Origin of the sequence: Streptomyces sp. NPDC101160 (genome assembly GCF_044768205.1) — a bacterium.
Lineage (GTDB): Bacteria > Actinomycetota > Actinomycetes > Streptomycetales > Streptomycetaceae > Streptomyces.
The window spans coordinates 579,756-594,461 of the sequence record NZ_JBIWPJ010000006.1; the positions used below are offsets into that span (position 1 = coordinate 579,756).

At 73.6% G+C, this 14,706-nt stretch carries 15 protein-coding genes; 3 read left to right on the forward strand and 12 right to left on the reverse strand.

Going from position 1 to position 14,706, the window contains the following annotated elements:
• The first annotated feature begins 38 nt into the window (after nt 1–38).
• On the forward strand, nt 39–1,685 hold the full coding sequence (locus tag ACIRSU_RS22155) for a helicase HerA-like domain-containing protein (RefSeq protein ID WP_403794692.1): 1,647 nt from the start codon (nt 39–41) through the stop codon (nt 1,683–1,685).
• A gap of 18 nt (nt 1,686–1,703) precedes the next feature.
• Here the strand turns inward: ACIRSU_RS22155 and ACIRSU_RS22160 are convergent, their stop codons facing one another.
• The 5 genes from ACIRSU_RS22160 to ACIRSU_RS22180 all read right to left on the reverse strand — a co-directional run bounded on the left by ACIRSU_RS22160 (nt 1,704) and on the right by ACIRSU_RS22180 (nt 6,398).
• Nucleotides 1,704–3,275: a M28 family metallopeptidase gene (locus ACIRSU_RS22160; RefSeq protein WP_403794695.1), complete on the reverse strand. Its 1,572-nt coding sequence runs from the start codon at nt 3,273–3,275 to the stop codon at nt 1,704–1,706.
• 113 nt (nt 3,276–3,388) lie between these two features.
• Nucleotides 3,389–4,054 carry an HhH-GPD-type base excision DNA repair protein gene (locus ACIRSU_RS22165; protein ID WP_403794697.1) on the reverse strand — a complete coding sequence of 222 codons (666 nt, stop codon included), beginning with the start codon at nt 4,052–4,054 and terminating at the stop codon, nt 3,389–3,391.
• A gap of 54 nt (nt 4,055–4,108) precedes the next feature.
• On the reverse strand, nt 4,109–5,083 hold the full coding sequence (gene pip, locus ACIRSU_RS22170) for a prolyl aminopeptidase (protein WP_403794699.1): 975 nt from the start codon (nt 5,081–5,083) through the stop codon (nt 4,109–4,111).
• Between the two features lie 10 nt (nt 5,084–5,093).
• Nucleotides 5,094–5,681 carry an RBBP9/YdeN family alpha/beta hydrolase gene (locus ACIRSU_RS22175; RefSeq protein WP_403794702.1) on the reverse strand — a complete coding sequence of 196 codons (588 nt, stop codon included), beginning with the start codon at nt 5,679–5,681 and terminating at the stop codon, nt 5,094–5,096.
• A gap of 66 nt (nt 5,682–5,747) precedes the next feature.
• Nucleotides 5,748–6,398, reverse strand: coding sequence for a TetR/AcrR family transcriptional regulator (locus tag ACIRSU_RS22180; RefSeq protein WP_403794704.1), 651 nt, complete (start codon nt 6,396–6,398; stop codon nt 5,748–5,750).
• 216 nt (nt 6,399–6,614) lie between these two features.
• On the opposite strand from ACIRSU_RS22180, the gene ACIRSU_RS22185 reads away from it, so the two are divergent.
• Nucleotides 6,615–7,577 (forward strand): sulfite exporter TauE/SafE family protein, encoded by a 963-nt coding sequence (locus ACIRSU_RS22185; RefSeq protein ID WP_403794707.1) that lies wholly within the window; start codon nt 6,615–6,617, stop codon nt 7,575–7,577.
• Between the two features lie 11 nt (nt 7,578–7,588).
• Here ACIRSU_RS22185 and ACIRSU_RS22190 read toward each other — a convergent pair whose 3' ends face one another.
• The gene (locus ACIRSU_RS22190) at nt 7,589–7,876 is read right to left on the reverse strand and encodes a metal-sensitive transcriptional regulator (protein ID WP_403794710.1); all 288 of its coding nucleotides are present in this window, start codon (nt 7,874–7,876) and stop codon (nt 7,589–7,591) included.
• An 81-nt stretch (nt 7,877–7,957) separates the two neighbouring features.
• On the opposite strand from ACIRSU_RS22190, the gene ACIRSU_RS22195 reads away from it, so the two are divergent.
• A complete protein-coding gene (locus tag ACIRSU_RS22195; protein WP_403794712.1) occupies nt 7,958–8,569 on the forward strand; it encodes a rhodanese-like domain-containing protein in 612 nt (203 codons plus the stop codon).
• Nucleotides 8,570–8,585: 16 nt separating this feature from the next.
• Here ACIRSU_RS22195 and ACIRSU_RS22200 read toward each other — a convergent pair whose 3' ends face one another.
• From ACIRSU_RS22200 to ACIRSU_RS22225, 6 genes are all read right to left on the reverse strand, one after another.
• Entirely contained in the window at nt 8,586–9,818 is a 1,233-nt protein-coding gene (locus ACIRSU_RS22200) for an RNA polymerase sigma factor (protein WP_403794715.1), read from the reverse strand.
• Nucleotides 9,819–10,157: 339 nt separating this feature from the next.
• Complete coding sequence (locus ACIRSU_RS22205; protein ID WP_403794718.1) at nt 10,158–10,589, reverse strand: YciI family protein; 432 nt, start codon at nt 10,587–10,589, stop codon at nt 10,158–10,160.
• A gap of 90 nt (nt 10,590–10,679) precedes the next feature.
• Nucleotides 10,680–11,495, reverse strand: a complete 816-nt coding sequence (locus tag ACIRSU_RS22210) for an ATP-grasp domain-containing protein (protein WP_403794721.1) — start codon at nt 11,493–11,495, stop codon at nt 10,680–10,682.
• Nucleotides 11,492–12,736 (reverse strand): winged helix DNA-binding domain-containing protein, encoded by a 1,245-nt coding sequence (locus tag ACIRSU_RS22215; protein ID WP_403794724.1) that lies wholly within the window; start codon nt 12,734–12,736, stop codon nt 11,492–11,494. The genes ACIRSU_RS22210 and ACIRSU_RS22215 overlap by 4 nt, the downstream gene beginning before the upstream one ends.
• 91 nt (nt 12,737–12,827) lie before the next feature.
• Entirely contained in the window at nt 12,828–13,562 is a 735-nt protein-coding gene (locus tag ACIRSU_RS22220) for an alpha/beta fold hydrolase (RefSeq protein ID WP_403794965.1), read from the reverse strand.
• A 155-nt stretch (nt 13,563–13,717) separates the two neighbouring features.
• Nucleotides 13,718–14,698, reverse strand: coding sequence for a DUF5937 family protein (locus tag ACIRSU_RS22225; protein ID WP_403794727.1), 981 nt, complete (start codon nt 14,696–14,698; stop codon nt 13,718–13,720).
• Nucleotides 14,699–14,706 lie beyond the last annotated feature (8 nt).

Sequence of the window (14,706 nt, forward strand, 5' to 3'; positions counted from 1 at the left end):
GCTGGGCAAAACGCCTGAGACCAGGACAGGGGTCCGCCATGACCGAGAGCGCGCAGCCGTCGTCCGAGCCCTGGGCGGAGATCGCCGCCGGGTACGCCTTCGACGGAGCGGCACTCGAACTGGGGGCGGTGCTCTGGGACGGCGCGTGTCACCCGGACGCGCGGGTGCGGGTACCGCTGCCGATGCTCAACCGGCACGGACTGGTCGCCGGCGCGACCGGCACCGGCAAGACCAAGACCCTCCAGCTGCTCGCCGAACAGCTCTCCGCGAACGGCGTGCCCGTCTTCCTCGCCGACATCAAGGGCGACGTCTCCGGCATCTCCGCGCCCGGCCAGGACGGCGAGAAGGTGCGCGAACGGGCGGGGCAGGTCGGCCAGGAGTGGACGGCGACGGGATTCCCGTGCGAGTTCTACGAGCTCGGGGGCGGCGGGAGTGGCGGGAGTGGCGGGGGCGGCGGGAGCGGGGGCGGCGCTTCCGCATCGGGACCGGCCAGAGGCATCCCCATCCGCGCCACCGTCACCGGCTTCGGCCCGCTGCTCCTCTCCAAGGTGCTCCAGCTCAACCAGACCCAGGAGCAGTCGCTCGGCCTGATCTTCCACTACGCCGACAGCAAGGGCCTGGAGCTGATCGACCTCAAGGACCTGCGGGCGGTGGTCGCGTTCCTCGTCTCGGACCAGGGCAAGGCCGAGCTGAAGGGCATCGGCGGGCTCTCGACGGTCACCGCCGGGGTGATCCTGCGCGCCATCACCGCCTTCGAGCAGCAGGGCGCGGCCGGCTTCTTCGGCGAGCCGGAGTTCGACACGAGCGAGTTCCTGCGGACGGCGCCGGGCGGTGACGGGCGCGGCATCGTCTCCGTACTCGAACTGCCCGCCGTACAGGACAAGCCGCAGCTCTTCTCCACCTTCCTGATGTGGCTGCTCGCGGATCTGTACGGGGAACTGCCCGAGGTCGGCGACCTCGACAAGCCCAAGCTGGTCTTCTTCTTCGACGAGGCCCATCTGCTCTTCAACGGGGCCTCGAAGGCGTTCCTGGAGTCGGTCACCCAGACCGTGCGGCTCATCCGCTCCAAGGGCGTCGGCATCTTCTTCGTGACGCAGACCCCGAAGGACGTGCCCGCGGACGTCCTCGGCCAGCTCGGCAACCGCGTCCAGCACGCGCTGCGCGCCTTCACTCCGGACGACGCCAAGGCGCTGAAGGCGACCGTACGGACCTTCCCGAAGTCGGCGTACGACCTGGAGGAGGTGCTGACCGGGCTCGGTACGGGCGAGGCGGTCGTCACCGTGCTCAGCGAGAAGGGCGCCCCGACGCCGGTGGCGGCGACCCGGCTGCGCGCCCCGCAGTCGCTGATGGGGCCGGTCCCGGCGGCCGACCTGGCGGCGGCGGTGCGGGCCTCGCCGCTGTACGGGCGGTACGCGGAGGCGGTGGACCGGGAGTCGGCGTACGAGAAGCTGACGGCGGAGCAGCGGGAGGCGGAGCGGGCCGCGGAGCAGGCGGCGGAACAGGCCGTCGCCGAGAAGGAGGGAGCGAAGGCTCCTCAGGCGCGGAAGCAGCCGGAGGAGGAGCCCTCGCTCGTCGAACAGGTCACCGGCAGCGGCCTGTTCAAGTCCCTGGCGCGGTCGGTCGGCACCCAGCTGGGCCGGGAGATCAGCCGCTCGCTGTTCGGGACCGCGCGCCGCAAGCGGTGATTACTCGGTCACCGGTGACTACTCGGTCACCTCGTCGTGGTCGCCGTGCAGGCCGCCGCCGCTGCTGCCCGAGTCGCCGGTGCCCGTGGTCGGCACGAAGGTCACCGGCCGCTTGAGGGAGCTGATGTCGTGGGCGTAGGTGCCCACGGCGTTGGCGATGACGTCGATGTTGACGTCGAAGGCGCGCATGTCGATGTTGGTGATGTCGTCACCCTTGGCGTGGTAGTTCACGTCGTACGCGACGCCCGCCTGGCCGCCGAACTTCTTGGCCTGGGCGGCGGTCTTGAGGCCCTCGGCGCCGGTGAAGGTGCCGCCGGAGGGGATGCCGACCCCGATGAACGGGCCGTAGTCGGAGCGGCCGGTGAAGTCGGTGCCCTCGTGCGGGGCCCCGCTGCGGTCCATGAAGTCGGTGATGTCGCGCTCCAGTTGGGCGGAGCCCTCGGGGCCGGCGCCCGCGCCGACGCCGTCGGAGTTGTCGCCGTCGTAGACGAAGAGTCCGTAGTTCGGCGAGGCGATCATGTCGAAGTTGAGGTAGAGCCTGATCTCCTTCCTGCCGAGGTCCGTGAGGTTCTCGACGTAGTGCTCGGAGCCGAGCAGGCCGTTCTCCTCGGCGGACCACCAGGCGAAGCGGAGCTTGTTGCGGACCTTGCCCAGCTCCTTCGTCTTCGCGAGCTCCAGGGCGGTCTGGAGGAGACCGGCGGAGCCGGAGCCGTTGTCGTTGATGCCGGGCCCGGCGGTGACGGAGTCGAGGTGGGAGCCGAGCATCACGGTGTTGGCCGCGTTGCCGCCGGGCGTCTCGGCGATCACGTTGTTGGTGGAACGCTTCTCCTGGAGCTGGCGCAGCTCGAAGGAGAGGCTGACCGGGCCCTTGGCGAGGTCGGCGGCGAGCTGCTCGCCCTCGGCCTTGGGGAGGCCGCCGGTCGGGATTTTGACGCCGGCCGGGTCGCCGAGGGTGCCGGAGAGCAGGCCGTCGACGTTGTTGTAGACGATCGCGGCGACGGCGCCGGCCGCGGCGGCGTTGGCCTGCTTGACGGCGAAGGTGCAGCCGCCGCGCTTGATCAGGGCGATCCTGCCCGTGAAGGCGCCGGCGGCGAAGTCGCCCGGCTCGCAGCCGTTGCTGCCGTCGGCGTCGACCGGGGCGGCGGCGAGTTCGGCCTTGATGCCGCCTTCCGGCGTGGAGGCGGTGTAGGTCATCGCGCGGAGCGTGAGGTCGCGGGCCGGGGTGGCGGAGGTGACGGTGGCCTTCTCGGCGAGCGTCTGCGTGTAGATGAAGTCGAACTTCTGGTACGTGACGGCGTAGCCGGCCTTCTTCAGCTGCGTGTAGACGTACGCGGCCGAGGCGTCGTGGCCGAGCGTGCCGGCCGCGCGGTTGCCGCCCGCCGAGTCGGCTATCGCCTGGAACTTCTGCAGGTGCTTGTACGCGTCCTCGGCGGACGTCGCGCGGACCAGCTTCCGCGCCAGCCGGGCGGCGTCCCGTGCCTGCGCCGCCCCGGGTTCGGGGGAGGCGGTGGCGGGCGCCGCGAGCACCAGCGGGGTGGCGAGTGCGGCGGCGGCGAGGACGGCGGCGGCTCTGCGCTGGGATACGTTCACAGAAGTCCTTCCCGAGGTGTCGAGTTGAGGGGAAGCTAGCGACTTCGAGGTGGTTCTGTGAACACGATCGACACAATTCCTGTCAGGTAACTCAGGATTGACATCTGGAATTATCAATTCCTGCCACTTTTCCCGGACTTTGCCGAGGAGGAAGCCGAGGAAGATGCCGAGGAGGGTGGCGATGTGGCTGATTTCGCGGCCTTGGCAGCGGCCTTCATCTCCTGCTTGTGGGCGCGCACTTTCGCCAGCGAGTCCGCGTCGGTGATGTCGGCGGCCGAGCGGTAGCAGTTCGGCTCCCCGTACGGCCCGGCCGCCTCCCGCCAGCCCTTCGGGTGCACCCCGTACTGCTTGCCGAGCAGCGCGAGGAAGATCTGCGCCTTCTGCTTGCCGAAGCCCGGCAGCGCTTCCAGGCGGGCCAGCAGCTCCTTGCCGTCGGCCGCGTCCCGCCACACCGCCTCCGCGTCGCCGCCGTACTCGTCGACGAGGAAGCGGCACAGCTGCTGGATCCGCTTGGCCATGGAGCCGGGGTAGCGGTGCACGGCCGGCTTCTCGGAGAGCAGCGCGGCGAACGTCTCCGGGTCCTGGGCGGCGATCTCGCCCGCGTCGAGGTCGCCTTGGCCCATGCGGGTCGCGATGGTGTACGGGCCGGAGAAGGCCCACTCCATGGGCACCTGCTGGTCGAGGAGCATGCCGACGAGCGCGGCGAGCGGGGAGCGGGCGAGGAGCGCGTCTGCGTCGGGCTGCTGGGCGAGGTGGATCGTGGGGCGCGTGGGGCTCATGCCCTGATCATCGGGCCGGGCGGGTGGCCCCGCCCGGTGGGTCACCCCTCCGGGTCACCCCGCCGGGTCCGTTTTCGCGAAGCGTTCGAGGGCCGTCATGAGGTGCCGGCGGGTCTCGTCGTCGCCGAGGTGGCCGGCCGCCTCGACGACGTGCAGCTCGGCGTCCGGCCACCCCTTGGTCAGCTCCCAGGCGGTGGTCAGGGGTCCGCCCATGTCGAGCCGGCCGTGCACGAGCACGCCCGGGATGCCGGCGAGCCGGTGGGCGTCCCTGATCAGGGCGCCCTCCTCCAGGAACGCGCCCTGAGAGAAGTAGTGCGAGCAGATCCGTACGAAGCCGAGCCGGGCGGCGTCGGCGCGGTCGGCGTACGGGGCGCCCTGGCCTTCCATCGACACGACGGCGTCCTCCCAGGCACACCAGTCGTTCGCCGCCTTCTCCCGTACGGCCGGGTCGGGGTGGGCCATGCGGGCGCCGTACGCCTCGATCAGCTCCTGGGCGCCGGCGTGCGCGGGCGCGCCCACGGCCTCCCGGAAGCGCTCGTGGGCCTCGGGGAAATAGGCGCCGACCCCTCCGTACAGCCAGGCCGTCTCGGAGCGGCGGGTGGTGGTCACGCCCGCGAGCACGATCTCGGTGACACGGTCCGGGTGCGTCTCGGCGTACGCGAGGATCAGCGTGGAGCCCCAGGAGCCGCCGAACAGCAGCCACCGGTCGATGCCGAGGTGCAGCCGCAGCCGTTCCATGTCGGCGACGAGATGGGCGGTGGTGTTGACGCTCAGGTCGGTGGCCGGGTCGCTCGCGTGCGGGGTGGAGCGGCCGCAGCCGCGCTGGTCGAACTGGACGATCCGGTACCGCGCCGGGTCGAAGAACCGCCTGGTCCCTGGCGACGCCCCGGACCCCGGTCCGCCGTGCACGAGGAGCGCGGGCTTTCCCGCGGGGTTGCCGGCGACGGACCAGTGGACGCGGTTGCCGTCGCCGACGTCGAGCATGCCTTCGTCGTACGGCTCGGTGCTTGGAAACGTCTCGACGGTCATCCGGCCGACGCTAGCGGTTGCCCCCCACCCGCGCCTCCGGGTTTTCGCACCAGGCGAGCACATCCGGCCAAGCCCCGTACCCGGCGTCGAGGTCCAGGTGCTCGCCCCCGGGCACGTGGTCCGCGTCGAGACCGAGCGGGACGCCGTAGTGCACGTCGGCGCCCTCGGGGCAGTACGGGTCGCCGCCCCCGTACACGAGCCGGGCGTTCTTCACGTCGAGCCCGGTCAGGTCGAGCCCCTCGGCGAACTCGGCGATCTCCGGGATCGACCCCACGACCCTCGGCGACGGCGGCGCGACGAGCAGCACCCGGTCCGCGTCAGGCGCCCGCCCCGCGGCCACGGCCCGCAGCCACAGCAGCACGCTCAGACTGTGCCCGACCACGACGAACTCGCTCCCGTCGTCCGGCCGTTCTGCCTGCCCGTCCAGCACGTCCAGCCACTCCCCGAGCCGCGGCGCGTCCGCCTCCGGCAGCTGCGGATACCGCACCTCGTGCCCGCGCTCGCGCAGCGCACCGGCGAGCCAGTGCTGCCAGTGGCCGGGCGGGCGGTGGTTCTGGAAGCCGTGGAGGATGAGGAAGGTCTTGGAAGCGCTGGTCATGGCCTGATCATGCGCCGGGGGCGCGGCGCCGGTCCAGCGTTTCCAAGGGGCGGACGCGCACGCCGCTCAGCCGGCCCGCAGGTTCAGCAACTCCCGCACTCCCGCCTTCAGTTCCTCCGCCGACAGCTGCTGCTCCTGGGACAGGTGGTGCATCAGGCTCGGTGAGAACGGGGCGAGGAGGAGATGGGCCAGGAGCGGGGCGTTCGCGGTGGGGCGGGCCTGGGTGATCAGCATCGTGACGTGGGCGTGCATCGCGAGGTAGGCGCCGCTGGTGTAGCGGGCGCTGGGGGCGGCGGTCTGGGCCGCGAGGAGGATGGCGCGCTGTTCGACGACGCGGTCGACGAGGGCGTCGAGGAACGCGTCGAGGCGCTGCGCGGCGGGGGCGCCGGGGCCGAGTGGGGGCGGGCCGCTCAGGTACGCCTCCTGGAACTGCCGCTCGCGGTCGTCGAGGAGCGCCCACAGGAGCTGCGAGACGTCGCCGAAGCGGCGGTAGACGGTTCCGACGCCGATGCCGCTGGCGTGCGCGACCAGGTTCATGGTGACCGCCTCGGGGCCCGACTCGGCGACGATCCGGGCGGCGGCGTCGAGGATCCTGCGCCGGTTGCGGGCGGCGTCGGCGCGCTCGGGGGCGGGGGCGCCGGCGGTCGGCAGCAGGCTGAGCAGCGGCGCGGGCCGGGCCGTCGGTCCGCCCTCGGCCTGCGGTTTCCTCGTGCTCATCGACTGCTGCCTGCCTTTCCGTGCTTCGTCCCCCATCGGTCGTTTCCTGCTCCTGAGCATACTCGCCCACCCGAGTAACCGGATAACTGTCCGCTTATCTGAGTCTGAATACCCCCGGGGGTACTTCTGTTATCGTCGTACAGGCCGAATGAATACCCCGGGGGGTAATTGAGGGAGTCGGCGATCGGCGATCTCGTTCCTGGAAGGAGTACGGGCGTGTTTGTGACCGTGACCGCTCTCGCGGCCGGTGCCGTCGTCGGGCTCGCGCTCGGCGCGCTCGGCGGAGGCGGCAGCGTGCTCGCCGTCCCGGCCCTCATCTACCTGCTGGGCCTCACCCCGGCCGCCGCCGCCACCGCGAGCCTGCTCATCGTGCTCGCGACCTCCGCGACCGCGCTCTACGGGCACGCCCGCGACGGCCAGGTGCGCTGGCGCACGGGCGCGGTGTTCGCCGCGGCCGGCCTCGTCCCGGCCGCACTCGGCGGACTGCTCGCCGCACGGGTGCCGGAACGGCTGCTGACGGTCGGCTTCGTGACGGTGGCGGGTTTCGCGGCGGTACGGATGGTCCGCCGGGACCCGGCGCGGGACGGCGCGGAGGCGCGGATGGTCCGCCGCGCCCCTGCACGGGACGGTGCGGAGGCGCGGATGGCCCGCCGGGACCCGGCGCCGGACGGTGCGGAGGCACGGAACGTCCGCCGCGCTCCTGCGCCGGACGGTGCGGCGGTGCGGAGGGTCTGTCGAGACCCCGCGCCGGACGGTGCGGCGGTACGGATGGCCCACCAGGACCCCACGCCGGACGCGGGGCCGATGCGTCGCCGCTCCGCCCCGGCTGTCGCGGGCGCGGGCGCCGGGCTCGGAGCGGTGACCGGAGTCCTCGGCGTGGGCGGCGGCTTCCTGACCGTACCGGCGCTCGTCCAGGTCGTCGGTCTGCGGATGCGCCCGGCCGTCGGCACGAGCCTGCTCGTCGTCGCCGTCAACGCACTGGCCGCGCTGCTCGCCCGCTCGGGTACTGCCGCACCACTCGATTGGGCGGTCGTCGCGCCGTTCGCGGGGGCGGCGGTGCTGGGCGCGTGGGACGGGCGGCGGCTCGCCGCCCGCGTACCGGCCGACCGACTGCGAAGAGCCTTCGGCTTCCTCCTGCTCGCGGTGGCGGGCCTGATGCTCCTGGACCTGCTTCTCTAGTGCTCCAGCCGCTAGGCGAGCGACAGGAAGAGCTTCTCCAGCCGGGCCCGCATCTGATCGGGGTCCTCGCCCGTCCTGCGCCCGTTCTCCATGTCCGTGAGGCACTGCTGGAGCCCGGTCGCGATGATCGCGAACCCGGCCCGGTCCAGGGCCCGGGAGGCGGCGGCCAGCTGGGTCACGACCTCCTCGCAGTCGCGGCCCTCCTCGATCATCCGGATGACCCCGGAGATCTGTCCCTGCGCCCGGCGCAGCCGGTTCAGTACGGACTTCAGCTCGGCGCCCGCGAGATCCAGTTCCACGACCACTCCTCCACAGATACCCCAGGGGGTAATTTACTCCCCGCCACGGGGTCCCGTCGAAGACCAAGGATGACACCTGCCATGGCCCTGACCACCGCCCTCGACGCCGACCAGGCCCACGCCCGCCTCGCCGAGCTCACCGTCGTCGACGTCCGCAGCCCCGCCGAGTACGCCGGAGGCCATGTCCCCGGCGCCCTCAACGTCCCCCTCGACCGCCTCGACCAGGCCGTTCCCGCCCTCAGGGAAGCCGCCGCCCGCGGCGCGCTCCTCGTCGTCTGCCAGTCCGGAAACCGCTCCCGCACCGCGTGCGCCCGCCTCGCCGCCCACGGCATCCCCACCCTCGACCTCACCGGCGGCACCGCCGGCTACGCCACCCGCGGCCACACCCTCGCCCGGCCCACCGGCGCCCCCGCCCGCACCCCCTGGGCCATGGACCGCCAGGTCCGCCTCACCGCCGGCACCCTCGTCCTCCTCGGCCTCCTCCTCGCCCTCCTCCTCCACCCCGCCTTCCAGCTCCTCTCCGCATCCGTCGCGGCCGGCCTCGTCTTCTCGGCCCTCACCAACACCTGCGGCATGGCGGCGATGCTCGGCAGGCTCCCGTACAACCGGACGACGTCATGCGGACCGAACCTGGACACGACACTGGCCCGCCTGCGGGACGGCCGCGACGCCCGCAACGGCCGCAACGACTGAGCAGGAGGGACGGATCTCACGGGTCGAGCCGTGCCGCCCGCATCTGCAGATAGCGCCGTTCCGGGAGGCTTTCGGTCGCGCGGGCGGCCGTGCGGTAGGCGGCGGCCGCGGCTCGGTGGGCGCCGGTGCGTTCGAGGAGGTGGGCGCGGACGGCGGGGAGGCGGTGGGCGCTCACCGGGGCCGGGAGGCGGGGTTCGAGAGCGGTGAGGGCGGCCAGGCCCGCCTCCGGGCCGTCGGCCATCGCGAGGGCGACCACGCGGCCCAGTTGCGCCATCGGGTCGTCCGGGATCTTCGTGAGCAGGACGTCGTAGAGGGCGAGGATCTGCGGCCAGTCGGTGTCGGCCGGGTCCGTCGCCTCGTCGTGGAGGGCGGCGATGGCGGCCTGGAGCTGGTACGGGCCGGGCGGGCCCTCCGTCAGGGCCTCCTCGACCAGGGCGGTGCCCTCCGCGATCGCCGCCCGGTCCCAGCGGGAGCGGTCCTGCTCGTCGAGCGGGACCAGCTCCCCGTCCGGCCCGGTGCGGGCCGCGCTGCGCGCCTCGGTCAGCACCATCAGGGCGAGCAGCCCGGTCACCGCGCCCTCGCGGGGCAGCAGCCGGCGGACCGCCCGGGTCAGCCGGATCGCCTCGCGGGCCAGGTCGGCGCGGTGGAGGGCGGGGCCGGAGGTGGCCGTGTAGCCCTCGTTGAAGATCAGGTAGAGCACCTGAAGCACGGAGCCGAGGCGGGCGTCCCGGTCCTCCGGGCCGGGCGGGCGGAAGGGATGGTCCGCCCCGGCCGCGCGCAGCTTCGCCTTCGCCCGGCTGATCCGCTGCGCGACCGTCGCCTCCGGCACCAGGAAGGCGTGGGCGATCTCCGCCGTCGTCAGGCCGCCCACCGCCCGCAGCGTCAGCGCGATCCGGGCGGCGGGCGCCAGCACCGGGTCGCAGCACAGGAACAGCAGCGTGAGCGTGTCGTCATCGGCCGGCGCCGCCCGTACCTCACGCGGCTCCAGACGTACCGCCGTCTCCTCGCGCCGCGCCCGCGCCTCCTCCGACCGCAGCGCGTCCACGAGCCGTCGCGACGCCACCCGGATCAGCCAGCCGCGCGGATTGCCCGGCACCCCGTCCCGCGGCCACTGCCCGGCGGCGGCGAGCAGCGCCTCCTGTACGGCGTCCTCGGCGGCGTCGAAGTGCCCGTACCGGCGCACGAGCGCGCCGAGGACCTGCGGCGCGTGCAGCCGCAGCAGGTCCTCGACGGCGTACGAAGGGTTCAAGGAGGTCAGCCGGGGTCGGTTGGGATGGGTCGGGGGCAGTCGGGGTCAGTCGGGGTCGGTCGGGGTCAGCCGGGTCGGCCGGGGTCGGTCGGAGTCGGACGGGTCGGCCGGGGTCGGTCGGGGTCAGCCGGGTCGGTCGGAGTCGGACGGGTCGGCCGGGGCGGACGGGGTCAGCCGGGTCGGCCGAGGTCGGTCGGGGGCAGCCGGGCCAGCCGGGGTCGGTCGGGTCAGCCGGGGTCCGGCCGGTCGGTCGGGGTCCGGCCGGGGCAGCCGGGGGCGGCGGTCGGTCGGTCGGCGGCGAGGGCGCCGAGTGCGGCGGGCGCCGCCGGGCCGGACGGGTCAGCCGAGGTCCGCCAGGAGGTCGGCGCCGCCCCGCTCGTCGATCTGCCGGATCACCACCGGATACTCCGGCGCCCCGGCCGGCTGCGGGCAGCTCGCCGCCCGCGCCGCGATCTCGGTCACCCGCTCCAGGCTCTCGCAGTCGACGACCCAGTACCCGGCGAGCACCTCCTTCGTCTCCCCGTACGGCCCGTCCGTGACCACCGGCCGCCCCTCGTCGTCGACGCTCACGAACCGGGTCCGCCCCGGCTCGACGAGTCCCTGCGCGTCGACGAGCTCCCCGCTCTCGGCGAGATCGTCGTTGATCGCGTTCATGTGCGCGAACATCGTCTTCAGGTCCTGCTCGCTCCAGGCCGGGCTGTGCGCGGACGCCTTCCCGTTCATGGCGTCGTAGTCGGCCTGCGCGCCCTGCACCATCACCAGGTACTTCATGACGTTCTCCTCGTCCGGGGGAGGGTGTGCTGTGGTTCTTTCACAGGAGACGTCGGAGCAGGACCGCGTTTCTCGACATCGGGCCGACGGTCAGCCCGATGCCTGCCGCGATGTCACCCGGAGGAAGCAGCGGTCCCGCTCCGCGACCCGCTCGCGCGGGCCCGCCGACCGCAGGACCACGTCCAGGACCGCGTCCGGATCCGCCGCGTAGCACTGGGCGAACCACGCCATGTTCGCCTCCACCACCGCCCAGCCGCCGTCCTCCAGCGGACCGACGTCCACGACGACCGCGCTCGGCAGCGTGCCGCCGACCGCCGCGAGCAGCTCCGCGCCGAAGCGGCGCGCGTCCGGCGTCAGCGGGCCGGGATCGAGGCGCCCGTACACGGCGTAGCGGCTGCCCGTCACGACCTGCCCGTCGAGGACGAAGAGGCGGTACTCGGCGGTGAAGGTCACCGGGTCCGAGACGAGGACCGGGGTGTGCGGGGGCAGGGTGCGGGCGAGGTCGGAGAGGCCGCGGTCGGGGTCGCCGTACACCGCCGCCTCGAACGACTTGTCCGACGGCGGCTTCAGGAACACCGGCTGCCACACCTCGCGGTAGACGGAGGAGAACGGTTCGAGGGCGATCCGGCGCCGGGTGAACTCCCTCGGCAGTTCCGCCAGCCAGTCGTCCCGCGGCTCCAGCAGCCCGAGCCCGAGGCGATCGGTGATCGCGTCGGCGAGCCGCGGGCCGCCGTGCCAGTGCACGGCCTCGCCCGGGCGTACGACGGTGTCCGCCGGCCGCCCGTCGAGCACCCGGGTCGCCAGGCCGCGGCGCCGGGCCGCCTCGGTCAGGAGGAGGGCGGTGGAGGTGCGCTGGGCGGATATCAGGAGGAGGTCGAGGTCGAGGTCGATGTCTGCGTCGCTCACGCGGAGAGTTCCCTTTCGAGCGGGGTACGGAAGCGGGGCGTGACCCGGACGTCGCCGACCCAGGCCGCCAGCCGCGCCGCCTCGGCCTCCACCGCCCGTACGGCATCCTTCCCCAGGCCCGTCCCCAGGCCCGCCGCCGGGCCGTTCCCCCGGCCCGCCCCCGCGTCCACATCCGCGTCGCTGAACAGCCGCCATACGATCTCGCCGTCGGCGCGCTGCGCCCAGCCGCCCACGATCCGGCCGTTCCACCACACCGTCGGGCCGATGTTCCCGCTCCGGTCGAAGAGCGGGGCGCGGTGGGCCGGGTCCAGGTACCAGTCGCGAGACTGCCAGCCCATCGCCGTCGGATCGAGCGCCGGCAGCAGCGCCGCCCAGGGCTCGTCGAGCGGCGGTACGGGTTCGAGGTCGTCCGGGAGGACGAAGCCCGGCCCCTCCTCCAGGGCCACCGGCTCCGCTTCGAGCGCCGCCAGGGCCCGGCGCACGTCCGTCACCTTCCAGCCCGTCCACCACTTCAGGTCCGCCTCCGTCGCCGGGCCGTACGCGGCGAGCCAGTGGCGTACGAGCTCCGCGCGGGCCTCGGCGGGCGGGAGGTCCTCGTGGGCCGGGAGCAGGGACCAGCGGAAGCGGCTCGACGTCCAGCCGCCCTGCGGGCGGCCGCGGGCGATGCGGCCCTCCATGCCGAGGACCCGCAGGATCCGGCTGGAGACGGACTGCGGGCCTTCCTGGTTGGTGCCGACGCCGTACACGAACTGCGCCCGCAAGCGCGGTACGGCCGCGCCGAGTTCGGTGCCGGTGGCCTCGCCGCGGGCCGCCAGCTCGGCCAGGACCTGGCGCTCGGTCTCGGCGAGCCAGGCCTCGTCGTAGTCGCTGCCGGCGGCCAAGTGCCGGACGAGCGTGGCGCGTTCACGGGCGGAGGCGGCGTCGGCGGTGGAGGAGTGGACGACGGCGGCGAGCACGGAGGGCACCACGAAGACGGTGTGCCGCATGCCGTGCATCCGGGTCAGCGTCCGCTCCTCGTACAGCGCCCGCTCCACCTCCGCCACCGGATCCCGGCCGGCCGCGAGCCGTGCGCCCGCCGCCAGGAACACCGTCGCCGGGTCCGTCGCGTGCAGCGCCACCAGCGCACCGGCGACCTCCTCCGCCGTCCCCGCCCGCGCGGACCCGGCCAACCGGTGCCGCACCGCGAGCCGTGCCCGGCGCTCGTCCGGGCCGATGCTTCTCGTCTCACGCCTCTCGCTCATGAGGACAAGCATGGCTGCTCGCGAGGGGGAACGAGCTGAGTGACGAGTCGAGGGACGGGTCGAGGGACGGGTCGAGGGGCGGGGCGAGGAACTAGAGGAACGAGTCGAGGAACTGGCCGAGGAACTCCGCGACGAGGGAGTGGAGGACGTCCGGCCGCTCCAGGTGCAGGTCGTGGCCGGTGCCGGGTACGCAGACGGCGCGGAGCCGCTCGGGCTGCCGCCGCGCCATCTCGGCGTACTCGTCGCCCGGGATGATCCCGTTCTGGCCGAGCACGGCGAGGACGGGCACGTCGATCGCCGCCCACTCCTCCCACCAGGCCCGCCCGGTGTTCTCGGCGAGCGAGGCGATCAGCACCTCGGGGTCGAATCGGGGTCGGAGCCCGCCGTCCCGTTCCTCCAGGCCGTCCGCCCAGCCCTCCCCTACGGGACCGCCGCCGAGGTACGCGACCGCCGCCTCGCGCGTCGGGAACGGCACCGGCCACGCCCGCAGCCAGCCGCCGACCTCCGCCAGGGTCTCGGGCGAGCCGGCACCGGGACCCGCCTCGACGAGGACGGCGGCGGAGATCCGGTCGGAGTGCGCGGCGGCGGCGAGGAGGGCGGCGTGACCTCCGTACGACTGTCCGACCAGCACGGGGCGGTCCAGGCCGAGTTGTTCGCACACCTCGATGACGTCGGCGACGTACGCGGCCCGCGACACGTCCTTCGGCCGTCGCTCGCTCGCGCCGTGCCCGCGCTGGTCGAGGGCGACGACCCGGTGCCCGTCGGCGCGCAGGAGCCGGGCGAGCGTGTCCCACTCGCCGGCGTGCCCGGCGAGCCCGTGGAGCAGGAGGAGCGGCCGTCCGCCCCCGCCACCATTGCCGTCCCCGTCCCCGTCCCCGCCATCGCCCCAGTCGCGGAGCGAGAGCCGTACCCCGTCCCGTACGAGAAGCGTGCGTTCGGTCCAGTTCGCATGGGTCGCATGGGTCACATGGGTCACACGGGTCACACGGGCTCCTTGGCCGGGCAGAGCAGCGCGTCGGCGACGGCGGTGCGGGCGTAGAGGACGGACCGGCCGCTGCGGTGTGCGGTGACCAGGCCGGCGTTGCGCAGGGCGATGAGGTGCTGGGAGACCGCGGGCGCCGAGAGCCCGAAGGCGGCGGCGAGCCGGGTCGTCGACGCGGGTGTGTCGAGCTCGGCGAGCAGCAGGGCGCGCGAGCGCCCCAGCACGGCGGCGACGGCGTCGGTGGCGGTGGTCGTGGTGCGGGGCTCCCAGAGGTTGCCGATCCCGCGTGCGGGATAGGCGAGTTGGGGTGGATCGGGGGCCACGGACCGGGTCAGGACCTTCGGCCAGGCGAACGCGGACGGGACGAGCAGCAGCCCGGCCCCGGCCTGGTCGCGGGTGAGCCCGCAGGCGCGCCAGACGAGCCGCAGGGTGTCGTCGTCCCACCGCACGGTCTCGTGGAGTTCGCCGAGCACGCGCGCCGAGCCGTGCTCGGCGACCTGCCGGGCACGGTGGAAGACATCGGCTTCGAGGAGGGTGCGGATGCGGGCCCAGTAGGGGGCGAGGGCGAGTTCCCAGTAGGTGAGGATCTCGTCGCGGAGCCGGTCGAGGTCGATGTCGGAGGGGTTCGGGCGGATGCCGTGGTGCTCGTCGAGGGCCTTCAGGTCCTGGGCGATCCGTTCCGCCGGGGTGCGGACGATGGCGTCGAGTTCGGTGCTCAGGGAGGGGAAGGGGGTCGCGGGGGTGGGGTTCAGGAAGTCGGCGAGATAGCCGTGGGCCGGGACCAGCGCGGCGATCCGTCCCCGGTCGAGCCCGGCGCGCAGGAAGCGGGGGCGGACCTGTTCGATCCAACGGCGGTGCAGGGGATGGCTGTTGGCGTCACGGAGCAGCTGCCGGAAGCTGGTGACGACCTCCCACATGGGGGAGACGGCGAAGCGGGTCTGCGCGAGGTCGGCAGCGGAGAAGACGAGCCCGGCTTCCATGCGTACCC